At 63.1% G+C, this 23,258-nt stretch carries 18 protein-coding genes; 8 read left to right on the top strand and 10 right to left on the bottom strand.

Annotation, left to right across the window (positions count from 1 at the left end):
• Positions 1 to 5 precede the first annotated feature (5 nt).
• From WJU18_RS18870 to WJU18_RS18860, 3 genes are read right to left on the bottom strand one after another with little or no spacing between them, the layout of a single operon-like run.
• Entirely contained in the window at positions 6 to 1,154 is a 1,149-nt protein-coding gene (locus tag WJU18_RS18870; RefSeq protein WP_423454725.1) for an ABC transporter substrate-binding protein, read from the bottom strand.
• Positions 1,151 to 1,747 carry an NADPH-dependent FMN reductase gene (locus tag WJU18_RS18865; RefSeq protein ID WP_423454723.1) on the bottom strand — a complete coding sequence of 199 codons (597 nt, stop codon included), beginning with the start codon at positions 1,745 to 1,747 and terminating at the stop codon, positions 1,151 to 1,153. Before WJU18_RS18865 ends, WJU18_RS18870 begins: the two co-directional genes overlap by 4 nt.
• A gap of 21 nt (positions 1,748 to 1,768) precedes the next feature.
• Positions 1,769 to 2,887, bottom strand: coding sequence for a porin (locus WJU18_RS18860; protein ID WP_423454721.1), 1,119 nt, complete (start codon positions 2,885 to 2,887; stop codon positions 1,769 to 1,771).
• A 181-nt stretch (positions 2,888 to 3,068) separates the two neighbouring features.
• Between WJU18_RS18860 and WJU18_RS18855 the strand changes: the two genes are divergently transcribed.
• From WJU18_RS18855 to WJU18_RS18845, 3 genes are all read left to right on the top strand, one after another.
• Positions 3,069 to 3,986, top strand: a complete 918-nt coding sequence (locus tag WJU18_RS18855) for a LysR family transcriptional regulator (protein WP_423454719.1) — start codon at positions 3,069 to 3,071, stop codon at positions 3,984 to 3,986.
• 403 nt (positions 3,987 to 4,389) lie between these two features.
• Entirely contained in the window at positions 4,390 to 6,453 is a 2,064-nt protein-coding gene (gene fusA / locus WJU18_RS18850) for an elongation factor G (protein WP_423454717.1), read from the top strand.
• A gap of 86 nt (positions 6,454 to 6,539) precedes the next feature.
• Positions 6,540 to 6,962, top strand: a complete 423-nt coding sequence (locus WJU18_RS18845) for a hypothetical protein (protein WP_423454715.1) — start codon at positions 6,540 to 6,542, stop codon at positions 6,960 to 6,962.
• A 61-nt stretch (positions 6,963 to 7,023) separates the two neighbouring features.
• Here WJU18_RS18845 and WJU18_RS18840 read toward each other — a convergent pair whose 3' ends face one another.
• Together WJU18_RS18840 and WJU18_RS18835 are read right to left on the bottom strand one after the other, a co-directional pair.
• Positions 7,024 to 7,875 carry a glycine zipper 2TM domain-containing protein gene (locus tag WJU18_RS18840; protein ID WP_423454713.1) on the bottom strand — a complete coding sequence of 284 codons (852 nt, stop codon included), beginning with the start codon at positions 7,873 to 7,875 and terminating at the stop codon, positions 7,024 to 7,026.
• A gap of 99 nt (positions 7,876 to 7,974) precedes the next feature.
• Positions 7,975 to 8,394 (bottom strand): Fur family transcriptional regulator, encoded by a 420-nt coding sequence (locus WJU18_RS18835; RefSeq protein WP_423454711.1) that lies wholly within the window; start codon positions 8,392 to 8,394, stop codon positions 7,975 to 7,977.
• Positions 8,395 to 8,464: 70 nt separating this feature from the next.
• Between WJU18_RS18835 and WJU18_RS18830 the strand changes: the two genes are divergently transcribed.
• Genes WJU18_RS18830 through WJU18_RS18815 form a run of 4 tightly spaced genes read left to right on the top strand, consistent with a single transcriptional unit; the run spans position 8,465 to position 14,188 of the window.
• On the top strand, positions 8,465 to 10,585 hold the full coding sequence (locus tag WJU18_RS18830) for a TonB-dependent receptor (RefSeq protein ID WP_423454709.1): 2,121 nt from the start codon (positions 8,465 to 8,467) through the stop codon (positions 10,583 to 10,585).
• A gap of 8 nt (positions 10,586 to 10,593) precedes the next feature.
• Positions 10,594 to 11,343, top strand: a complete 750-nt coding sequence (locus WJU18_RS18825) for an ABC transporter ATP-binding protein (RefSeq protein WP_423454707.1) — start codon at positions 10,594 to 10,596, stop codon at positions 11,341 to 11,343.
• Positions 11,340 to 12,764, top strand: coding sequence for a DUF3526 domain-containing protein (locus tag WJU18_RS18820; protein WP_423454705.1), 1,425 nt, complete (start codon positions 11,340 to 11,342; stop codon positions 12,762 to 12,764). Before WJU18_RS18825 ends, WJU18_RS18820 begins: the two co-directional genes overlap by 4 nt.
• Positions 12,761 to 14,188 (top strand): DUF3526 domain-containing protein, encoded by a 1,428-nt coding sequence (locus WJU18_RS18815; protein ID WP_423454703.1) that lies wholly within the window; start codon positions 12,761 to 12,763, stop codon positions 14,186 to 14,188. The genes WJU18_RS18820 and WJU18_RS18815 overlap by 4 nt, the downstream gene beginning before the upstream one ends.
• Before the next feature lie 362 nt (positions 14,189 to 14,550).
• Here WJU18_RS18815 and WJU18_RS18810 read toward each other — a convergent pair whose 3' ends face one another.
• Genes WJU18_RS18810 through WJU18_RS18800 form a run of 3 tightly spaced genes read right to left on the bottom strand, consistent with a single transcriptional unit; the run spans position 14,551 to position 18,030 of the window.
• Positions 14,551 to 15,537, bottom strand: coding sequence for a Bug family tripartite tricarboxylate transporter substrate binding protein (locus WJU18_RS18810; RefSeq protein WP_423454701.1), 987 nt, complete (start codon positions 15,535 to 15,537; stop codon positions 14,551 to 14,553).
• A gap of 31 nt (positions 15,538 to 15,568) precedes the next feature.
• On the bottom strand, positions 15,569 to 16,981 hold the full coding sequence (locus WJU18_RS18805) for an FAD-dependent oxidoreductase (protein WP_423454699.1): 1,413 nt from the start codon (positions 16,979 to 16,981) through the stop codon (positions 15,569 to 15,571).
• 14 nt (positions 16,982 to 16,995) lie between these two features.
• Positions 16,996 to 18,030: a tripartite tricarboxylate transporter substrate-binding protein gene (locus tag WJU18_RS18800; RefSeq protein WP_423454698.1), complete on the bottom strand. Its 1,035-nt coding sequence runs from the start codon at positions 18,028 to 18,030 to the stop codon at positions 16,996 to 16,998.
• Positions 18,031 to 18,112: 82 nt separating this feature from the next.
• Here WJU18_RS18800 and WJU18_RS18795 point away from each other — a divergent pair, with 82 nt between their 5' ends.
• Complete coding sequence (locus tag WJU18_RS18795) at positions 18,113 to 18,979, top strand: helix-turn-helix domain-containing protein (RefSeq protein WP_423454696.1); 867 nt, start codon at positions 18,113 to 18,115, stop codon at positions 18,977 to 18,979.
• A gap of 471 nt (positions 18,980 to 19,450) precedes the next feature.
• Here WJU18_RS18795 and WJU18_RS18790 read toward each other — a convergent pair whose 3' ends face one another.
• Together WJU18_RS18790 and WJU18_RS18785 are read right to left on the bottom strand one after the other, a co-directional pair.
• Positions 19,451 to 20,404 carry a toll/interleukin-1 receptor domain-containing protein gene (locus WJU18_RS18790; protein ID WP_423454694.1) on the bottom strand — a complete coding sequence of 318 codons (954 nt, stop codon included), beginning with the start codon at positions 20,402 to 20,404 and terminating at the stop codon, positions 19,451 to 19,453.
• Positions 20,401 to 23,256 carry an ATP-binding protein gene (locus WJU18_RS18785; RefSeq protein ID WP_423454693.1) on the bottom strand — a complete coding sequence of 952 codons (2,856 nt, stop codon included), beginning with the start codon at positions 23,254 to 23,256 and terminating at the stop codon, positions 20,401 to 20,403. The genes WJU18_RS18790 and WJU18_RS18785 overlap by 4 nt, the downstream gene beginning before the upstream one ends.
• Positions 23,257 to 23,258 lie beyond the last annotated feature (2 nt).

The following is a 23,258-nucleotide window of genomic DNA, read 5'->3' as shown; positions in this document are numbered from 1 at the left end:
CTTGTTCAGCGTGTGCCCACGTGGAGCACACGCCCAGGCCGGTCACCTTCGTAGGCGCGCACCACCAGGCCATTGACGTCGAAGCCCGTGCGCTTGCCGTCTTGGAACCCGTAGTGCGATCCCTGCGCACCGAGAACGCCATCGAACGCGCGCACGGCCTGCATCGCCTCGCGTACCTTTTGCTTATCCGTGCTGCCGGCCCGGCGAATGGCGTCTGCGATGAGCATGATTCCGTCATATCCATAGCCGTTCACGTTCTGTGGGGCGGATCCGGTTGCCTTGGCATAGGCTTCGAAGAAGCGCTTTGCCTGAGGTTTGCCGGGATCCACGGCATCCACGAACGCCACGCCGTCGAGCAGCCCCTTCGCCACGCTCGCGTACTGGGGCGTGGAGAAGTTGAAGTTCCCAAGCAGTGGTGCCTTCAATCCCTGGAGCCGGTAGGCCCGCAGGAGCAGCGTGTTTTCAGGCACCAGAATGCCGGTGAGAAAAACCGCATCGGGACGAGCGGCGCGTATGCGCTGCATCTGGGCGTCCGCGCTGTTCGCGCCTCGGGGCACGACCTCCTCGGCGACCACTTCGATTTTCTGGGCCTGTATGCCTGCCTTGAAGGACTGCGTGGTCAACTGGCCCAGTCCCGTGTTGTCGCCCACCAGGGCCACCCGCTTGAAGGCCTTGCTTTTCGCATAGGCCAGCAAGGTGGCGACTTGCGAGGAGGCCAACGGCCCGGTTTGCCAGAAATTGGGATTGTCGATTTGTGTCGTCAGCGTGTCGCCACTGTTGCTGGGTGTCAGATGAGGCGTGCCGGTTTGCACGGTCACGGATTGGGCTTGCTGCGTCGCCGAAGTCAGGGAAATGGAAAGAATGAAGGCCGCCCCCGCGTCCACCAGTTTGCGTGCCGCGCTGGCCGAGAGATCGGGGCGGCCTTGATCGTCCTCCACCTGCAGCTCGATTGGCCGATTGAGCACCCCTCCGCCGGCATTGAGCTCCTGAATCGCAAACTGCACGCCTTGCAATACGGGCTCCGCATAGGCTTTGGCGGCTCCAACGCGGTCCGTGATCACGCCGATGCGGATCGGCTGTGCCAACGCTGTGGCGCCAAGCAGCAAGGCGCTGGCGAACAGAGGCGCTGTGCGCCAAAGCGATCTGAACTTCATGGGATGTCTCCTTTGCATCTTTGCTCTTGGTTGATCGACAGCAACGCGACCCAATCCGAGACGGCGGCTAGCCAGGCCTCGAGTGTTGAGCGGGTCTGATCGTCACTCAGTTGCCCGTCTGCGTCGAACTTGGTATGGCAGTGGCCAATCAATACCTCGGGGCGAGGTAGTGTCCGGGCATCCAGGGCACCCAGAATCTTGCGCAGTTCATACTGGTGGCGTGCACCGCCAAATGCGCCTTGAGTGGCCGACAGCACGGCCACGGGCTTGTTCGCGAAGGGTTGCCGAGGAAGTCTGGACAACCAATCGAGGGTATTCTTCAGCACGCCGCTGATGGAAAAGTTGTATTCCGGGCTGGCGATCAGGATGCCGTCTGCCTCGCGGATGCGTTGAGCCAACGTCAGAACGGCATCGGGCCAGCACGTCTTCTCCAGATCTTCGCAGTAGAGCGGGATTCCCGCGCACGAGGTGATTTTTATTGTGAGCGCTGGTGGTGCCAGCGCTTTCACGCACGCAAACACCATGCCATTGAACGATCCATTGCGCAGGCTTCCGTTGAGCGCGAGAAGGTTCAGTGGGCGATTCGGTTTCATTCAGTGGTTTCCGTGGTGATGTCAAAAGCGGTGCCACATGCCAAACGACAAGGCCGTGACGTTCGTGCCTGGGGCCGCAGGTACGGCGGTGACCGTACTCGCCCAAAGCCAGTTGGCGCTCGTCGCGTTGTTGTTCACGCGCCCCCACGCGGCATAGAGTCCGGTGCGTTTGCTAAGCAGGTGCTCGTAGGCCAAGCCCAGGGTCAGCGCCTGGCCGGTCTGTACTCCTTCGGGGTGGCTATAGCGGCTCTGCATGATTTGGCCGATCAAGGTTCCGGTGTCGGTGATCTGGAGGCGCGTACCCACCCAGGCGGACGTGGAGCGCAGGGTGGTGGCGGGCGTGGCGGTCACGTTGTCGGTCGAAGGCGTATACCGGTAGTAGCCGGCATAGATCTTGGCCCGCCCAAAGTCATACATCCCACCCACTGCCCAGGTGTCCTGCCAGGCGGGGGAGGCGCCCTCCGGCAAATCTGCCGCGAACTGACGCTCCTTGTGGTAGGCCACACTTGCGTATATCGGACCCTCTGAGTAGGTCAGGCTTGCGCCGATCGAACGGCCGGCATTGCCTTTCGCATCACCTGAAGACAGCATCAAGCGGGCTGACAGTCCGCCTTCCGTGACCGTCAGGAGTACAGAGTTGTTGACTCGCGCAGGTGCCTGGAAACCGCCGTCGGCGGGAGTTGACCTGGCGCTGTGCTGCCCTACCCCTGTTCCCTGGGAATTGCCCCAGTAGCCCTGGCCAAAGGCATCTGCCGCAGCCACGGTGAGGTTGAGAGGAGAATACTGGCGGCCCATATTCAGGCTCCAGTTCTTGGACGCGAGCCCCACGTAGGACTGGCGGCCGAAGGCCAGACCGCCTTGTTGAAGCGCACCGGTTTGTGCTGTGAGCCCTTGTTCAAGCCAGACATTGGCCCGTAAGCCACCCCCCAGGTCTTCAGTCGCACGAATACCCAGGCGGGAGCCTAATCCAACTCCGGAGTCGAACTGGTTTCGCCGCTGCGAGCTCCCGGGCCCGCTGGAGGTGACGGTGCTTGCTGCAGTGTCGATCAGTCCGAAGATTGTGACCTCGGAATGCGCGGGCATCGCACAACTCAGAAGCATGACGATGCTGACCTTGAGCGAGGCATGCTTGAAGCTCATTTCCTGTCTCCTGCTCGTTTTTTTGATGCCTGATCCACCACGCGCGCCGCATGGTGAAACAGGCTTTCGTGGGACCGATGACTCAGCCTCGAAAAAGTATAGGAATGTTTTGCCTGAATAGATATCAAATATGTATATTTAGAAAATCAATAAAATTTATATAAATACCTGGAAGAAACCCATGGCAATTGGTGACTTCAATCTGAATCTTCTGAAAACCTTTGATGCGATCTATCGCCACCGCAGCGTTTCCGCAGCCGCGCAAGCGCTAGATCTGACGCAGCCCGCGGTGAGCGCCGCGTTGAACAAACTGCGTGAACATTTCGGCAATCCGCTTTTCGTAAGGACTTCCCGGGGCATGCACCCCACTCCGTGGGCCATGCACATGGCTCCGAAAGTGGCACGTGTCCTTGAGTCAGTGAATGCGTTGGACGAGCCGATGCCCTTCAAGCCGCAGACCGCACGCAATCACTTCCGCATCTATGTGAATGACGTGGGTCTGATGATGATGATTCCGCTGTTGACGCGGCATCTTCAGAACGATGCGCCCGGGACCCAGCTTACCGTCGTCGATCTGCGGCAGGACGAGGTCCTGGAAGCGCTGGACGCGGGGTACATCGACCTGGCCATCGGCTATTTCGTGGGCGTACCTGGTTGGGCGCGACAACAGAACCTGCGCGGGGGACCGTATGTCTGCGTGATGCGGCAAGACCATCCGGACATTGGCGACACACTCAGCCTCACGCAATTTCTGGACGCGCGTCACGCGTTGTACTGGACCCGGGGGGCCACGTATGGAAGACTGGATGAGGTCTTGGCCAAGCGCGGATTGGCTCGGGAGATCGCGGTGAGGCTTCCGCGCCTATCGGCGCTTCCCTTCCTGATCGCGGCAACAGACTTGGTCGCCACCGTTCCCGAGGATTTGGGCTTGCTGTTTCGCAGACTGGTACCCATCAAGCTTCTGCCAGTTCCCGTCGCTTTACCCAATATCCAGATCAAGCAGTATTGGCACGAGAGGCTGCATGCTGATACGGCCCACAGGTGGTTGCGCAACCTTGTGCGTCAGACAACCCAGGGAAGCATGCTGGATGCGAGTTAATAAAGGCCCTCCCACCGGGCTCGCAAAAGGGCAGACCCTTCTACTGATGAGGGTACTCAATTGCAAGACAATTGGAGCATGTACAAATTCAACGCCCTCCAAATCACGTTCGCTGTATAGCTGCGTCCTTTCGATGGCAATCGGGAGGCACTGCCTCCCGGCCCTGAAACCCCGGCAGGCTGCGGCTTCCGGGGTTTTTGTTTTTCCGGGTTCCAATCATGTTCACACGTACTTACGACAAGTTGATCGCCACTATTTCCGACCGCCGGAACGTGGGATACGTGCGCGTGCGCCCGTGTTCCGGCCGACTCGCCCCGCCCTGAGCCAGCCCTGGTGATTCCATGCCGGGGCGGCTCCATCCTCCCCGATATGTGGACCTTTGAAAGGTCCGGAAAGAGTCACCATGAACCGCCCCAACACCAACGGTATCCGCCACTCCGGCATGGGCCGTCCCGGTATCCGCAATATTGGCATCATTGCCCACGTAGACGCTGGCAAGACCACGACCAGCGAACGAATCCTCTACTACACAGGTGAGAGCCATCGCATGGGTGAAGTGCACGATGGCGCTGCCCATATGGATTTCGACCCCGAAGAGCGCCGGCGCGGCATCACCATCAACAGCGCCGCGACCACCGTGCACTGGCGTGATGTGCAGATCAACCTGATCGACACTCCCGGCCATATCGACTTCAACATCGAAGTTGGCCGTGCGCTGCGCGTGCTTGATGGCGCCGTGGTGGTGCTGGATGGCGTGGCCGGTGTCGAGCCGCAGACCGAGACCAATTGGCGCCTTGCCGACCGGCATGAAGTGCCGCGCATCGCGTTTGTCAACAAACTCGACCGCGTGGGTGCGCGCTTCGAGAGCGTGATCGCCAGCATGCGTGAGCGCCTGGGTGTGCAAGCCTTGCCCGTGCATCTGCCTATTGGCGCCGAGGCCGAATTCCGCGGCGTGGTGGATCTGGTCCGCATGCGCGCGCTCATATGGGATCGCGACGATGCCTCCCAACCGGTGCGGGAAGCCGACATTCCTGCCGAGCTATTGGCTGAAGCGCAGGCGGCCCACGCGCGCTTGCTGGAAGCAGTTGTAGAACAGGATGACGCAGCCCTGGAAGCCTGGCTGCGCGGCGAAGAGCTGCCCGTGGACATGCTGCTGCGCTGCATTCGTGCCGGCGTGCGCAAGCGTGCCTTCGTACCCGTGCTTGCAGGGTCTGCCTTCCGCAACAGAGGTGTGGAGCCGCTGCTCGACGCCGTGGTTGACTGGCTGCCGGCGCCGGGCGAGCGAGAGGGCACCGCGGGTGTGGATGAATCCACTGCGCGTGCGCCCCTTGCCGCCCTGGCGTTCAAGGTGGTGGCTGATGAACATGGCAGCATGGTTTTCGTGCGCCTGTATGCGGGCCGGCTGCGCCGTGGCGACAGCGTGCTCAACACCAGTACCGGGCGCATGGAGCGCGCGGCGCGCCTCTACGAGATGCATGCCGACAAGCGCATCGAGCGTGAGGAATTGGTGGCGGGCGAGATCGCGGCAGTGGTCGGCTTCAAGGATACGCTCACGGGCCATACCCTGAGCGATCCCAAGCATCCAGTGCAACTGGAAGCCATTGCCGTGCCTGAGCCTGTGATTCACCTGGCGCTGGAGCCGCGCACCAAGGCTGATCAGCAGGGCCTGTCCAAGGCCTTGCAGAGCATGCTGCGCGAAGATCCAAGCCTGCGCTTGCGCCAGGACGAGGAATCAGGCCAGACGATTCTGTCCGGTATGGGCGAGCTCCAACTGGAGGTTGCCGTGCACAAGCTGCATGACCGCTACGGCGTGGACGTCGTGGTGGGCCGCCCCCAGGTGGCCTACCGTGAAACCATAGCCGCGGTGGCGGAGTTGACGCATCTGCACAAAAAGCAGACCGGCGGCCCGGGGCAGTTCGCGCAGCTCACACTGCGTCTGGAGCCCTTGGAACGCGGTGCAGGCGTGCAGTTCGAAAGCCGCATCGTCGGTGGCGCGATCCCCCGCGAGTTCATTCCCGCGGTGGAAGCGGGCATTCGGCGTGCGGCGGATGCGGGTCCGGCGGCGGGATATCCTGCCGTGGATTTCCGTGCGGTGCTGCAGGATGGCGCTTTCCATGAGCGCGACTCCTCGGCCATGGTCTTCGAGCTGGCTGCGGGGCATGCGTTGCGCGAAGCCTTCCTGAAGGCCCGGCCGCAACTGCTGGAGCCCGTGATGGCTGTGGAGGTGATCACGCCCACCGAATACCTCGGCGACGTGATCGGCGATCTGCACCGCCGCCGTGGCCAGGTACGCGGGCATGAAGTGCGCGGAACCGCCACGGTGGTCGATGCGCTGGTTCCGCTGAAGGAGATGTTCGGCTACATCGGTACGCTGCGCGCGCTCTCGTCGGGCCGCGCGCAGTACACGATGCAGTTCGACGGCTACCAGGTAGCGCCGCAAACCGTGGCCGAGCTGGCGGCAGCTTAAGCGTGAAACTTGAGCAGTGAAAGGGGGTGGCCTCATCGGCCGCACCCCTTTTCCCTTTTATTTGCAAGCTAGGCACAATGGCTTCCATGTATCGACTTTTTCTGGTTTTGGCTGCCAGCGTCGCGCTGGCGGGTTGCGCTACCTCGGCGGGTGTAGGGATCGGCATTCCGGTGGGGCCGTTTTCGGTCGGTGTGGGTGTGGGCAGCGGCGGTGTGAGCGCGGGCGTGGGTGCTGGCGTAGGCCCGGTGGGCGTGGGCGTCGGTGTGAATCAGAGCGGCCAGGTGACGGGCAGTGCCGGTGTTGGCGCCTCGGTGCCGGTGGGCGGTGCGCGGGTGGGGGCAGGTGTCGGTACTTCCACTGTTCTGCACGATCCTGCGGCGTCAGGCAGCACGCCTCAGCAGACGTATCCGGCAGGAGCCTCGCCCGCAACGCCCCAAGCCGGAGAGTTGCAGTGGCGCGACGCCAACGGCAATATCGTGCCGGAATGCCGCCTTCGCGGCACTTGCTGAAGAACGATAGGCTGCGCAGCGTCTGGGAGAACCTCCCCAAGCTTGATGAGTGAAGGAGACCTTAGCCCCCAGTGTAGGTGGTTTGCGGCGCAGGATAGGAAGGAGCGCGCGGCACAGGGCGGTTCAGCTCGGGCGCATGGTTACCGGCGACGCGCAATGAGTTGCCGTTCAGTGTGACTGGCGTGCCCACGGCAACAGGGCTGGCGCGGTCCACGGTGCGCAGGCGGCCGTCTTCCATGCGCACGCCTACGCGGTAGCTCGTGGTGGCGCGCGCGTTCTTTTCCACCTGGTTACCCACGTAGCCACCGCCTACCGCACCTGCCACGGTAGCCAGCGTGCGGCCATTCCCGCCGCCGATCTGGTTGCCAAGTACGCCGCCGAGCACTCCACCAGCTACCATGCCCACGCCAGTAGACGGCGCCGCGTGCTTTACCGGAGTGACTGACTCCACTGTGCCGCAGTGACTGCATACCGGTGCGGCGGGGGCGCGTACCACCGGAGCTGGACTGGCTTCGGCTGGCGCATGGTTTTGCACTGGGGTCGGCGCCGGGCTGCGAGGTATGGCGGCGGTACGCGCTGTTGCATCGGCTGGCGCGCTGACCACGGCCAGGCGCTGACGTGTCATCGGGCCATCATCCGCCCAGCCTTCGCGTGTGGCCGGACTGCCACCGGCGGGCGGGTTGACGGCGGGAGCCATGGTAGGACTGGCCAAGCCTTGCGGTGCGCCACTGCTAGCGGGCGCCGTGTGGCCCCACACGAGCAGAGCGCCCAGGCCCAGCAGCGCGACCACCAGAGCGCCGATGGTGCACCACAGGAGGTTTTCACGCGTGAGACGGGAGGAGGTGGCACCTGCAGCCGCATTTGAGGCGGCGGGTATGCTGGAGACGGCAAGAGGAGTGGGAAGTTGGCTCATGGTTCGAAGGCCTGTTGCGGCACGACTGAACCCTATTATTTCCAGGCTATCGATGGCCTTGGTAACCCGAAGTAAAAAACCTGCACGCGCCCGGCGTGCTTATGACTGGGGGGCCTTAGGGCTGGGAGAGGGCGCTTGTTGGCGAGAGCGGGACTGGCAGTCCACACATACGCCGTATAGCGTGAGTTCATGGTCTTCCACGATGAAACCGTGCGGAGCCAACTTGCGCATATCGCCTGGGCATGCGTGGACGTCGAAGACCCGGTCGCATGTCCTGCATTGAAAGTGATGGTGGTGTTGGTGCCCCGCCAACTCGTAACGCGGGTGTTCGCCCGGCAGTTCAACGGCCTGAATTTCGCCGGCGTCGATCAGTTGTTTGATGTTGCGGTAAACCGTGGCCAACCCCAAGGCAGGCACATCGCGCTGCGCCTCGGCCAGGATTTCCGAGGGGAGCAAGGGCCGCCCGGCTGCTTCCAAGACCGAGCGGATCGAGTGGCGTTGGCGGGTGGAGCGTTCCATGGTGTCTATTGTCGCAGCCCTCTTTTGTTTTATATGATAATGGAAAATCATTATCAATAAATAAGACTTCATGTTCAGGAAACCCCATCAACCGATTGCTCAAGGCAGCTCGCGAATCCTCGCAAAAATCACCTTGCTGCCTCTTGCGCTAGGCGCTACCGTTGCCCAGGCGGCCGAGCCGGAAGAGGCGACTTTGCCCACTGTGACCATCAAGGCTGAATCCCGGGAGAGCGGTGGGGCTCCAGAGGTGGGGGCACGCCATCGCATCAGCAACGCACCCGCGGCGCTGCCTTCGGCGGTGACGGCCATTACCAGCGATGACGTGGATAGCACCAATGTCGGCCGCGACATCTCCAATGTTTTCCGGCGCGTACCAGGCGTGTTGGCCAACAACATCGATCAAGGCGAGACAGGCAACGGCTTTCGGATGCGGGGTTTCGCCACGCAGGGCACCCATGGCGCCGACACGGCGGTCTATGTTGATGGCGTGCCGCAGAACATTCCTTCCAGCCAGAGCGGCGCTGGACACGGGCCTGTCTTTCTGGAGTGGCTTGCGCCCGACATGATCGGCCACATCGACGTGATCAAGGGGCCGATTTCTGCGCTGTACGGCGATCAGAACCGTGCGGGAGCGGTCGGCATCACCACGAAACGCGGAGGCGCGTCCACGCCCTCGAGCGTCGGATTCTCGGTGGAGCGCTACGGACTGCGCCGCGCTTCGTTGGTGCTGTCGAATCAGTTCGAAGGGTTTGAATCCCTGCTGATCGGAGATGTTTTCCGTAACGATGGCTACCGGTATGCATCGAGTACCGAAAGGAACAACCTTTTCTGGAAACTCTCCGCCGAGCGCGGAGGCGGCCTGTACAGCCTGCGCCTGTCGCATTACGAGGCCGATTTCGCGGCGGCGGGCTATTTGGCCCTGGCGGACCTGGAACGCGGCTTGGATCCGCGCTCGACGCAGTTCAACAACCCCGGATTCGGCAGCGGCAAACGCAATACCCTGGTGTTCAACCGGGCACCGGCGAATGGAGAAGAAGGGTGGTACTTGACCGCCTATGCGGAGCAGCTCGAACGCACCCGGGGCATTAATGCCAGCGCGACACAGCACACCGTGGGTTATGACGACAGGAAAATCTTCGGTGGCCGCCTGGCCCAGAATTTTGTGTTCGGTGAGCAGGCGTCGCTCATCGTGGGCGCCGAACTGCGGCGTGACAAGGGCGATGCGCTGCGGCAGATCTACCTGAACCGGGAACCCACGGACAACTATGTCAACAACCAGGAACTGGATCTGCTGGCGTATGGCTTGTTCGCGCAGGCGCAGTACCGCCCGGTGTCTTCGCTCAAGCTGTTGGGTGGTTTGCGCTATGACCGGTTTGACTACGACATCGGCAACCGCAAGTTGCCCGCGGCGTCCACTCGCTACGAGGGGGGTGTTTTCACACCCAAGATCGGCGCGGTATGGTCAGTGGCCCCCAAGCTGGATCTATTTGCCAATGTGGCCCAGGGCTTTCGATCCCCGGCGGCAGAGCAGATCAGCGGCAGCGGCTCGACTGGCCCCTTGGGGGCTGTGGGCGGGCTGATCAGCCGGGTCTCGCCCACCAAGGTACGTTCCTACGACCTGGGCTTTACCGCCGTACCAGTTGAGGGATGGACCACTTCGGGCGCGGTGTATTACACGCTCAACGAGGATGAAATCGTGGTGCAGCCTGACGGCTCCTACAAATCCGTCGGGGAAACCACGCGCAAGGGATTCGAGCTGGAAACCCGCTACCAGTTCAGCGCAGCTCTCAGCGTCTATGCCAGCTACGGCCGCATCATGGAAGCCAAGGCGAACAACCCTGCACCCAATGCCGGCGCGAAGCTTTCCGTTCCCAAGAACCAGTTCAAGGCGGGCGTGCAGTACCGTGCCCGTCTGGGCCAGGGGCAGCTGACGCTCAATGCGGATGCCTATCTGATCAATGGCATTCCCTACTACGTGGGCACGCCGCAGACACAGGAGCGCACCATGCTCGTCTATACGAGGTATGACGTGCGGGCGACTTATGACTGGAAAAGGATGCAGTTCTCGCTCTACGCGACGCTGCAGCCGCACCGCTTTGGAACCGAGATCGCCTATGGATCGAGCAGCGGCCTTCTGCTCTCGCCAGTGCCGCGCTACGCCTTCGGTGCCACGGTCCGTTATTTCTTCTGAGCACGGCGATGTCCATCCTGCATGCACACCAATTGGTTGTGGAGCGCGCTGGCCGGCGCACCATTGATGCGCTTGATCTGAGAGTGCCAGCCGGAACGGTTTACGCGCTTCTCGGAGGCAACGGCGCGGGCAAGACCACCACGCTCAACGCCTTTCTGGGTTTCGTGAAACCAGCCTCAGGCGAACTTCGGGTTGACGGTATCGCGGTGTCACAAGATCCCCAAGGCGCGCGCGGCAAACTCGCTTACTTGCCTGAGAACGTCGCGCTGTATCCCTATCTCAGCGGCATTGAAAATCTGCGGTACTTCTGCACCCTGGGGGGCATCTCAATCGATGCGGCCCAGGCTGGCGCACTGCTGTCTCAGGCGGGCCTGCAGCAAGCGGCGCATACGCGCCGCGCGTCGGGCTATTCCAAGGGCATGCGGCAGAAAGTGGGGCTGGCGGTCGCCCACGCCAAGCATGCCAAGGCCATGCTGCTCGATGAGCCCACCTCCGGGCTGGACCCTTCGGCCGCGAACGACTTCGCGGCCCGGGTGCGCGCGGCCAGGGAAAGGGGCATGGCCGTGCTTATGGCCACGCACGATCTGTTCAATGCCAAGCAGGTCGCCGACCGCATCGGCATTTTGCGCGAGGGCCGTCTGGTGGAAGAATTTGCCGCGCACGGCGTAGCCCACGATGCGCTGGAGCGCATCTACCTGGCGCATACGCGCGGTGTCACGGCAGACCGCTTCACGGATACCGGGGTGTTCTCCACATGATCGGACTCGTGCTGAAAAAGGAGCTGAACGCATTCTGGCGCGATGGCCGCCTGCTGTTGCTCGGCCTTTCGCTGTTGTGCGTCTTCATGGGCGTAATGGCCGCTTCGGCATCAGCCGCCGCGAAAGCCCAGGCTGAGCGAGATGCCGTCGGGGCCACGGCGCGAGCGCAATGGGATCAGCAGGGCGTGAAGCATCCACACCGCGCAGCGCACTTCGGGATCTATGTGTTCAAGCCCATGCTGGCGCTGGCCGCCGTGGATCCCGGTATCAACGCACAGGTGGGCCAATCGCTCTGGCTGGAGCCGCATAAGCGCAATCTGGCGCGCAATGCGCCTGCCGTGGATGACCCGCCATCCGCCCGCTTGGGCGAAGCGGCGCCTGCTTTCGTTCTGCTGGTGCTCATGCCGCTGCTCATCATCGGACTCGGTCACAACGCAGTGACCCAGGAGCGCGAGTCCGGCACCTTGCGCATGCTGCATGCGGCGGGGGTACGAACCGGCGCGTTGCTGCTTGGGAAGTGGCTGGCGCTGATGCTTGTCATCGGGTTCCTGCTACTGCCGGCAGGGGTGGCAGGGGCCTGGCTGCTGGTGCCTGCGGGAGGTTGGAACGAGGGCGCCGACGGTGTCGTGCGGATCGCGCTTTATGGCGCGGGGCTGTTCACGTATTTTGCGATCCTTGCGGCGCTGGCCATTGCCGTGTCCGCGAGGGCCCGCACCAGCCGGGGCGCTCTGCTGGTATTGCTCGGTGCATGGATTGTCTTCGCATGGCTCGCCCCGCGGCTCGGCGCAGCGGCTGCGCAGACGTGGCGGCCTGTTCCCAGCGGCGAGGCGTTTTCAGCGGCGGTGGCGCGCGACATTCAGCAAGGTTTGCCAGGTGACGGGGATGCGGCCGGCCGGCTTTCTGCGTTCGAGAACCAACTGCTCAAGGAACACGGTGTCGCACGCCTGGAAGATCTGCCGCTTGGCGCCAACGCGGCACGCCGTATTTTCCGCGACGCTTATGCCACTCGCGTGTACGCCATGCACTTCAGCAAACTGTGGGATGAGTATGCCGTCCAGCAGAATGTCGTGCGCGCCGCCGGGCTGTTCAGCCCGCTGGTGCCCATGCGCGGCTTGTCAGCGGCCATGGCGGGTACGGATCTGGCGCACCAGCGCCACTACGAGGAGGCGGCCGAAGCGTACCGGGAGTACTTCACGGTACAGATCGACGAATGGGACAAGAGCGCCCGGAGCGGACTTGTCTCGGCGGAAGATAAGTACGCTGATGATGCCCAGTGGCAGGCCGTGGCCCCGTTCCGCTACCAGATCCCCAAGGCCTCGTTCGCCCTGGTCCAGGCGGCGCCCGATGTGCTGATACTGCTGGCCTGGCTTGTGGCCGCTGCGGCGGCGGTGGGTTGGGCCGCCAGAAAGGTGGAGCCATGAATGCCGCTCGAATCATGGGGGCCGAATGGCGGCGATTTGCTGCTCACCCGGTTTACCGCTGGATTGTGCTCGCATTGGGACTGCTGTTGCTTGCCAGCGCCATCTGGACCGGTCACGGCGTGCGCGGCTACCGCGCGGAAGTGACTGCGTTGCAGGCGCAATGGAGCGTTTCGTATGAAAAGGCCGTGACGGCCGCAGCCAAGCACCCGGCCGCCAACCGCGCCGAAGGTGCCAAGGCTGCATTGGTGGCGCACGCATTGGGACGGGGTGAACTGGCGCCCACGCGCCTGCCCGCGACGGGCGCGCTGGTGTTGGGCTTGCAGCAATACCAGATATTGCCGACGGCCGTGCGCGGGACTGTGGAGAGCCGCTACACCGATGGCCGCGTCACGGGGCCTTTGACCAACCCCTGGCTTTCCCGGACGGGGTTGCCAGGTTTTCCGGCCATCATCGTTCTGCTCGTGCCGCTGGCTGCTCTGGCCCTGACCGCCGGCGTGGTGCAGGAAGATCGAGAGCAGGGAATCTGGCGTCTTGTATGCGCGCAGTGCAACGTCGGCCTGGGCAGAGTGTTCGCGATGGCGTTGGCATTGCGCTGGGCGGTTGTCTTCGGAGTTGCGGCGCTGTGTTCGGCATGTGCGTTTGCTCTGGATGCCGGCGCGGCGTGGGTCCTGTTCGCACAGTGGTTGTTTGCGCTGGGTGTTTTCACCGCCTTCTGGGTGCTTGCTGGTGGAGCGCTTTCCTTGTTGCCCATTTCCTCGGGGGCTGCGCTGATCGGGGCGCTCGGCCTGTGGTTAACGCTGACCTTCGCTGTCCCGGCGGCGCTGGCGTGGAAGGCAGAACGCGAGACACCAATGCCTTCGCGTTTGGCCGCCATTGTGGAGTTGCGCGCCGTGCAGCAAGACGCGGAAGAGCGTGAAGCAGAACTCTTGCGAGCATGGTATGCCCGCCATCCTGGGGATCAGCCCGGCATGGGCATGGCGCCATCTCAGCCGACTTGGCCCGTGACTTTCATGCCGCGCTTTGATGAGCTGGAGCGGCGCATGCGTCCGTTGATGCGTGAATTCGAAAGGGCGAGGGTGGCTCAATCGGTGCATGCTGAAAAAGACGCCTGGCTGTCGCCGCCGCTCGCCCTCATGCTGCTCGCAGACCGTCTTGCCGGCATCGACGCGCAGCGCCATGCACGTTACATGGAGGCAGTGGATCAGTTCGAAGATCGCTGGCGGGGGTTCTTCATGCCCAGGATCATGGCGTACCGAGGTGCCACCGCGATTGACCTGGCCGATCTGCCTGTGTTCGAACAACGGGAGGCTGCGCAGATTGATCAGGTAGCGCCACAGAAAGCGATGCCTTGGCAACTGCTGCTCTCCTGTGCAGTTGTAGCCATCTTGGCGATCCTTGGGCGTTCTGCTTTGGTTCGCCCTTAGAGCATGTTTACATGATTATGTCGAAGCGGCAAACCTTGAGCTCTGTCGCGATGTGGTCGATAAACCTCATCGGGCTCAGTCGTTGAGTGCGTCCATGACTCGTCGCTGAAAGGACGGACGGGTGAGTCGAAGTCGAAGCCCAGTTGAACAGGGGAACGCATGGGGAAGTCTGGAAGACCCTGCTCGCGCTGGGCATGGCGGCTTGGTCAGCGTTTGCGTTGATGGATAGGCCTTGATCTTGAGCGTTCGCGAATGAGGGGCTATTGGAGGGCGAGGCTGTTCCGCTTGCGATGCCGTCCAAGCCAAGTTTCGCCGGACAACGAGCGATCAGGCTGGCGACGGCGCGGTGGTGACTTTTGTGTTCAATCAATATGAATGTTTCCGGCACGCGCGACAGGTTCCCAGCGCGCGCGCTCGGTGAGGGCCAGCTTTCGGAACTCCTCGGCTGTGCCGCCCGTTGGCTCCGCGCCGATCTGTAGGAGTCTGGCTCGGGTGTCCGGCTGTTGCAGCAGCGCGTTGATCTCTGTTGACAGCCGCGATACCAAGGCGCCTGGCGTGCCGCTGCGCACGAAGAAGCCGATCGACGATGCACCGTGCAAGTCCGGAAAGCCAGACTCGACCAACGTCGGGATCTCGGGGGCAAGCGCCGTGCGCTGCGGGCTGCCCGCAGCGATGATACGTACGCGCCCAGCGCGATGCTGGGTGAGGTAATCGGAGATGACCGAAACGCCCGCCGGCACCTGGTTGCCCAGCAGATCAGACAGCAGGGGCTGGCCACCCTTGTAAGCGACCAACTGCAGGTCGATGCCGGTGAGCTGGCGCAGCCGCAGCATAAGCAGCGCGCCAACGCTGCCCATGCTGGACGTGCCGATGCTGGCTTTCAGCGGATCGGCCTTGGCCGCCGCCAGGAACTGCTGTAGGTTCTGCACGCCCGATGTCGCACTGACGGCCAGCGCATGGGGAATGCGCACGCCATCGCAGACCGGCACCAAGTCGCGGTCCGCGTCGTAAGGCAGCTTGCTGTAGAGGAACGGGAAGAACGCCGTCACCGCGATCGGCGCGAACATCACGTACGAGCCATCGGGTTCGGTGGTTTTCAGGAACTGGGATGCCACGAGGCCTGTGCCGCCGGGCTTGTAGTCCACGATGACCGTGCGCTTCAGGCTATCCTTGAGCCGCTCGGCGACCAGCCGTGCGACGTTGTCCATGCTGGCACCGGGCGGCACCACCACGATGATCTTGATAGTCTGTGGCAGTTGCTGGGCTCGCACGAAGGCGGGGCCGGCAAGCGTTGCGGCGGCGATCGCGCCCTTGACCGCGCCCCGGCAGAACTGGCGTCGTTTCAGCATCTTGTCTCCTTCAGAATTGCGTCTCGGATTCTCAGAACAGCGGCTCATTCCACTCGAGCTGCTTCGGTGGAATTCCTTGGTGGACAGCCCGCGCCGCGGCCAATCCCGCGATCTCACCGGTCTGGGTGCACCACGGGAAGTTGCGCATCACCATGAAGATGGTCTCGAACGTGAACGAGAGAGAGGCACCCGTGAGAAGCAGGTTGTCGACTTCCTTTGGCAAGAAGCAGCGGTAGGGCACCTCGAAGGTGTGCTTCGCATACGCGTCCCAGAAGAAGGTCTTGGTCATCGGCCGGGTCACCGCGTCCGGGAATCGCCGCTGTTCGCGTGCATCTTCGATGGAGAACACGTACTCGCCAATCGGATGCCGGCCGTCGCGCACGCCGACGTAGCGGCCGACGTGCGAGATGAAAGCCTTCTGGAAGCCGGGCACGTACTTGATGAGGAAGCGCGCCTCCGCGTCGATCAATGCGCGCAGCTCCTTCTTGGCGCGCGACGCGTGCTCGGCGTCGTCGTCCATGTGGAGGGCCCATTCATAGGGCACGTTCTGCCACATGATGAAGGTGCCAGGGCCTTGGATGGGGCTCATGTCGACCGTCGGATGGCCAATGTAGTGGTCGCCGTAAACGCCTTGCGTGGCAAGGCGCGGCCGGTACAGCATCGGCGGGATGTCGCCAACTGCGCGGGCCTGATTGATCAGCTTGCTGAGAGTCGGATCATCCTCTCGTTTTTGATAAGCCGCGGTTTGGGCAAAGTCGATGCCGCTCATGATCCACAGCAAGCCTCCGGGAATGGGGTGCTGCGCAGGGTCCGTGGTCACTGTCTCGGGCTGGCGGCCGCCACCGCGCACGAACGGGGCGCCAGCGCGTGCAACCACCTCGGACGTGCCTGTGCCCTCGACGAAGACCTTGCCGCGGATCGCTTTGCGGCCGTCGACCGTCTCGATGATCGCATGCGTGATGCGGCGCTCGCTCCCATGCTGCTCCATCTCCACGTCGACGAAGGACGCACCATAGATCGCGTGCACGCCAGCCTCTTCGAGCATTCGCACCATCACGTTGCCCGCACCGTCGGGATTGAACGACGCACGCTTGAACGGCGTGCCCGGCGTCAGGTAGTAGTCGTAGTGCGACAGTGCGTTGCCGGCCCAGTCGGGCAATTCCTTCTCGTCGGCTGTATAGATGTGGCCTTCGCGGTCGAACCTTTCCATCAACTCAGTGTGAATACCGCCCACGCCAGTGTTTGCGGCGCCTTGCAGGCCTGAGGTGTGCACGCCGCCCGGCATGTCGAATTTCTCGACCAGGATGACCGTACAGCCTTCGCGACGTGCCTTGAGCGCTGCGGCGAACCCACCTGGCCCGGCACCGATCACCACCACGTCTGCTTCGGCCACGACACGAACTCGCTGGGAAGTCCATCCCAGCGCCTGTTTCTCTACCACCATCTCAACTCCTTGGGTCAATCTTGCGGGGTGAAGCCCGAGGCGCGCGCGATGCCGCCCCAGCGCTCGTACAACGACGTCAGGGTCGCGCGGAACTGCGCGGGTGCGAGCGGCTTGACCTCCAGGCCCATCTGGCTGAAACGTTCCTGGGTTTCTGGTCGCGCCAGCATCTGGTGTGACAGCGATGCGAGCTGGGCGACCGTGTTGGGTGGGATGCCCGCGGGCGCGTACAGCGAATACGACTCCTCGATCACGATGTCGGGGAACCCGAGTTCGGTATAAGTCGGCACGTCCGGCATGAAGCGGGAGCGGGACGTTCCGCTGGTCGCGATCAAGCGCAGTTTGCCTGAGGCCATAAGCGGGAGCGCATCAGCCGGTGTCAGTACCCCCGAGGCGATTTGGCCGCCCATCAGGTCCTGTACCAACGGCGCCATGCCGCGGTAGGCGACGTGCGCGTACTCCATGCCAGCGCGCCGGCCGAGCATGATTCCCGAGAAGTGGGCGCTGGTGCCCGCACCCGGTGAGCCAAACGAGGCCTGCTTCGGGTTGGCTTTGCACCAGGCGATGAAGTCGGCCAGCGTGTGCACGCTGGCCGGTACCAAGGTGCTGATGGCCAGCACGAAGGGGAACGACGCCAGCGACGTGATCGGCACGAAATCCATCAGCGGGTCGTAGCGCAGGCTCTTGTAGATGTGCGGGAAGAGCACCATCATGCCGCTTGGGCTCACCAGGAGGTTGCTGCCATCGGTGGCGCCGCCCTTGACGTGCTCGACGGCCAGGCGGCCGCCTGCACCGACTTTGCTCTCTACGATTACTGCTGCAGCGTATTTGCCGCGCAGGTAGTCCGCCAGCAGGCGGGCCGTGACGTCCGACGAGCCGCCAACTGCGAAGCCGGTGGTAATGGTGGCGAGTTTCAAGCGCACCGCGGATTGAATTTCGGTCTGAGCCCGGGCCACGGCCGCCGCTCCCCAGCTCGTAAGGGCCACCGCACCCATCATGCCCGCGCGCAGCGCAACGCGTCTGTTCAATCCGGCCATTCGCATCAATTTCATGCTGTCTCCTTGTCGGCCCGTAGTGTCGGCCGCACGGAAACAGGAGGCCAGAAAAAACAAGGGGAATTACACTGGGTGAAATATGGAGAGCGTCAAGACTATCCGAGCCATCGAACGCGCCTTTGCAGTGCTGCGCGCGCTGCAGGCCCATGCTGACGGCGCTACGCTGGTCGAGCTGCAGCACGACACAGACCTCTCCGGGCCCACGCTGCTACGCATTCTGAAGACGCTGATCGCCGCCAAAGCGGTGCGCCGCAGCACCACGGACCAGCGCTATCGCAACACCGTGCAATTGCGCGAGCTGGCCAGCGCGATGCAGCCAGTCGAGCGGCTGGCCGATGTCGCTGCTGCCACGTTGGACGAGCTCTGCCAGAAAGTTGAGTGGCCGTCCGACCTGATCGTTCATCGGGGCGACGACGACTTCATGTCGGTGCTCGAATCCAGCCTGCGCCAGTCACGCTTCTACGTGCGCCGCACGCGCGGGCGAGTGAAGGTAACGCTGCTGGGTTCGGCCGCAGGCGTCGCATTTCTCTCGGCACTGCCGGTGGCGCGCCGGGCAGAACTCGTCGAAGCGGCCCGCCGAGGCCGCGACATCCACAACGCCAAGGTGGCGGCGCTGGGCGACTTGGAGCAGCGCGTGGCGGAGGCCCGCCGCAAAGGCTATTCTGTGAGGCACCCAGCGTATCGAGGTGGCAGCTTCAACGCGCAGGCGCGCGACGACTCGTTGCAAGCGATCGCCGTCCCGTTGCTGGCCCATGGGCAGGTACTGGGCGCGCTCAACATCAACTGGAATCGCGCGGCCATGACCGAGCGAGAGATGGTCAAGCGCAATCTGCCGGCGCTCAAGCAGGCCGCGAGAAGCATCGCGCTGTCAGCCTTGGCGAAGAACTTGCATCACGAGTTGCTTGGTACCGAGAAGGCTGATCCCAAGGACGGTTGGCCTGGCTGAGCGATCGGGCGATGCTGGCTAGGAGTCTGCGCGACAGAAGCGTTTTTCTGATATCGGCCAGATGGGCTCGCATGACCCGGACGGCCAACTTTGGAATATGGCTGCTTGAATATGCGTAGGATTGCTGAAAAGCAGTAATTAGGAAGTGAATTCGGGGTGGTGCGAAACGGCCTGAATTCCTACTCAATATTCTGCACCTGAAGCGTGAGATGCGCTCCAAGTCGTTGATTTTCATGGCCTATTGGGGTTGTAGGCCTGCGTTTCCCCCACGATTTACCCCACAAGATGCTTGGGCTGCGGTGAGACGGCATGCCACTGGAGCAGGCGTGCGACGTGCGCTTGATCGAAGAAAGTCTATCAGCCGCGATCATCAACGGAACTGGGCAAACTGAAGCGGCCACACCAGATGTCCCCATGGTTGATGGCTCCGCACGCCTGAACTTGAGCACGTTGCGCTTCTCAAGCATTGGTTTATTGCGCCTGCTGAATCGCCCGACGCAGCGATGCAGAGACATCCCACACATGGGACTGGCCGCCTATGTACTTGGAAACCTTGATGTGATTATTGCTTTCCAGCAGGTTCAGTACGAAGTCGACGAAGGCGCGGGGCTTGCCGACCCGCGTTGCCAGTTCTTCATTCTGGCGGACATCCTCGTTGACCAGCAGCGCGGCAATCCGGCCAACCACATCCTGATAGCCATCGACATACGCCTGCGCGAACTCCTGAAAGCCGTAGTCCGTCAGAACGACATGCGACAGCGGCGCGCCGAGAACGCGCCCGATCTTGATGCAGTAGTGCTGTTCGAGAATGTCCAGCGAGTCGAGCAGTTCCTGCTGCGGCACATCTTTGAGCGCCGTTTCCGCGCGCAGCCGATCCCAATCCACAAGACCTGCGTCCTCGTCGATCTGCACTCTCGCAATGACGCGCAAGGCCAAGTCATCAACCCGCGTCAGGCCAGAGATCAAGGGCGCAGGCCCAGAGAACCGGGCTGGCGGCTGGCCGATGGTCGGCTTGTCGTCCACGTCGAAGATCGCCGACAGGACGCGCTGCAAACTCTGGTCGTAGTCGGCGAGATCATCGATCTTCTGCCAGAGGGTGGATCGCAGGCTTTCTGGCACTTCGCAATCGTCGATGACGACGGGGATCAGCCGCGTTCCACGACTGATCCTGTTGACCACCGAGGTGTTCAGTTCCTCCCGAACCCAAGGCTTCTGGACGCTGACCTTGGACAGGACGACGATGACAGCCCGCGCCTCTTTCAGCCCTTCCTCGAAGATCTTGTCCACCAGACTGTCGCCCGGTTTCATCTCCCACTGGTCGAGCCACGCATCGACGCCGTTCTCGCGCAAGCGCCGCGCGAACTCTACGACGAAGCGATCCTTGTCCTCGCTGGCGTGGCTGACGAAGACCTTGGGCGCGCTCATTCGCCCGCCTCGAATTCCGCGCTCTTGAACTTCAGCACGTTGCAGTTCTCCTTCACCGTGCGCTGAAGGCCATCATCGAAGCCGGTCGGCGATTCCGCCTGAATCTCAATGGCGATCCGCACCTTCACGCCGGGCCGCAGGGTGAACTGCTGCACCACCTCGTCCACCACGTCGGCAAACTGCCGCTTGGCCTGAATCGGATCGAGGTCGATGCTGGCGTAGAACTGCTTCTTGGCGCTCGGTGCACCGCTGCCGGTCGAAGTGCCGCTCTGGCCGAAGTCCTCGACGCGCGGCGGAATGTTTCCGTCACCCGTCACCAAGACCGTCGTCGCAGAGCCTCCTGCATTGGCGGCGCTGGCACGGGATGCTTCCTCGGCCGCGCGCAGGCTCTCCATGTAGGCGGCTGCGGCGAGCGGTTCGATCAGCAACAGCGACGAGTCCATGATGAGCGACGTGCGCTTACCGTAGCTGAAGCCCACATAGCGCACCTTGTCGCCGTCCGGCTCCTTGCCCTGCGCGAAGCCGAAGAACTCGCGGCTGTCCGCGCCCGCGCCCATCGTGGTCTGGAACACCGCGTCGTCCTTCAGGCGCGGCAGGTAGAGCTGCTGGCAACTCTGCTGCCACACATTGAGGGCGCTGGTGTCCTTGGCATCGTCCTTCCAGAACCAGTCCTTCAGCACCTTGGCCAGATGGATCGGTGCCCATTCGCTGATGAGCAGTTCGTTCTCCTTGAGCACGCGTTCGATTTCCTGCGACCAATTCTGCGCGCCGGGGTTGAGCGCGAAGTGCTCCCACTTCACTTCGGACAGCCCCTTGCCGGGGCGGGCTTCCTGCACCGGCGCGACCAGCCATTTGTAGGTTTCGCGGATCATGCGCCGCGCCGTTTCCTCGGCCTGATCCAGGCTGGCTTGCGCCTGCTTGGCCATCAGGTTGTCGAGGACGATGCGGTTGTCCTTGTAGTCGCCGACGATGCTGCGCCACGCGAGGTGCGAGCGGACATGATCCTTCAGGCGGCTTACGCTGTCGTAGTCCGCCGCCACGAAGATCAGGCGGTTCTGCTTGAAGCGGGGCTGATCGCCGCGCTTCTTGAGAATCTCAGTGGCGCGGTCAATGGCAAGGCTCTGGCCGCTCTTGCTGAAGGCCGCATCCGGCGGCAGCACCACCAGCCGCAGCGCCCAGTCGTCGGGCACGTCGCCGCTGCCGGTGAAGATGTGGATGCCGCCGAACACCCCGCTGGCAAAGCTGCGCTGCACGCGCTCACGGATGGCGGGGAACACGTCCTCCTTGTCCTGAAAGCGGCGCTTGCGCTCTTCCATCTCGCGCCGCAGGTTGGGGCGCGTGTCCAGCCAGAAGCGGTTGTTGGCGGCGTTCAGGTAGTGCAGCCGGTCGCCCAAGCGCCGCAGCGCGTCCTTGAACAGGTTGGGCTGCTGGCCGGGCTGGGCCACGCCCAAGATCACGCGCTCCAGTTCCAGACCGCGCACGCCCTGGTTGGATGTGCTGGGCGCGCTGCCTAGAAAGATGGCGCGCGCGGCGCGTCGGCAGGCTTGCACACTGCCGAAGCGGGTGTCCTTGTTCTCGATCTCCCAGGTCTCCGAGCGCTCGCCATCCACGTCGCGCTCAATCACCGGCGTCCAGCCCTGCGGCAGGTAGTAGAGCACCTCGTTCAGTGTGTCGGCATCCATCAGCGGAAAGCTGCCGGGCATGATCAGCGGGTCGTTGTTGCCGTCCTTCCGCAGGCGGTGGATCACCTTCGCCATCAACTTCAGCACGCCGCGCGTGCGCTGGAAATTGTCCAGCGTTGACCAGTCCTCGTACAGGCGGTCGAACACCTCGGGGTGGATCGGGTAGGCGTGCGTCAGCCGCTCCAGGTACTTGCTGTCCTGCGTCTCCTGCGGGAAGTCGTCGCGGTTCTCGATGTAGTAGTCCGCGAACGACCGGCAGACCGACTCCATCGCCAGTTTGTCGTTGATGTTAGAAAAGAGCCGCCGACGCACGATCTCGAACGCCTCCTCGGTGGCCACTGGCTTCCACAGCGCCTGAATGCGCCCGAAGTAGTGCGAAAGCGAAGCCAACGCCTTCTCGCCGCGCTGGCTGCCCGCCTCCTTGGCCGATTCCGGCAGCGAGGCCAGCAGCACGGCGGTCGGCACGGCCTTCAAGGCTTCCGTCAGCGCCTGCACGAAGCTGAGGTTGGAATCGAAAGTGCCGCCTGTCAGTGCCTTGCCTTCCTCGAACTGGCGCACATAGGCCACCAGCTCGTCGATCAGGATGACGCAGGGCGCGTAGCGGGCCAGCAGATCGGCCAGCACGTCCTTGCCTGGCGACGTGCCCGAGGCGTCGGCCTCTGCCACCAGCGCGTAGCCCTCAGCCTTGCCTAGTTGCCATGCCAAATCACCCCACAGCGTGCGGATGCTCTGCCCATCCTTCACCACCGGCTGGTTGGGTGAGGACTTGATGCCGTCCAGCACGGCGATGCGCGCCTTGGGCAGTTCCGTCACGCCCGCCGCGTCGAGGATGGCGGGCACGCCCTGCAAGTCGCTGGCGGGCGCTTCGCCCTTGGCGAGGTGATAGACCGCCAGCATGGTGTGTGTCTTGCCGCCACCGAACGCGGTTTGAAGCTGGATCACCGGGTCGCCGCCCTGGCCCGCAAGGCGCTTGACCACAGAGTCCAGCAACAGCCGCATACCTTCGGTGATGAAGGTGCGCTGGAAGAACAGCGCCGGGTTCTGGTATTCCGCGTTGGCCGTGCCCGCATGCACGCGCGACAGGTCAGCGGCGAATTCGGCCTGCTGGAACTTACCTTCCCGCACATCGGAGTGCGGTTCCGCGATTTCGCGCCAAGGTTTGATGGTCATGC

Source organism: Ottowia sp. VDI28 (assembly GCF_049532675.1).
Classification (GTDB): Bacteria; Pseudomonadota; Gammaproteobacteria; order Burkholderiales; family Burkholderiaceae_C; genus Ottowia.
The sequence above is the reverse complement of the archived record's forward strand: the minus strand, read 5'-3'. Positions and strand labels throughout refer to the sequence as shown.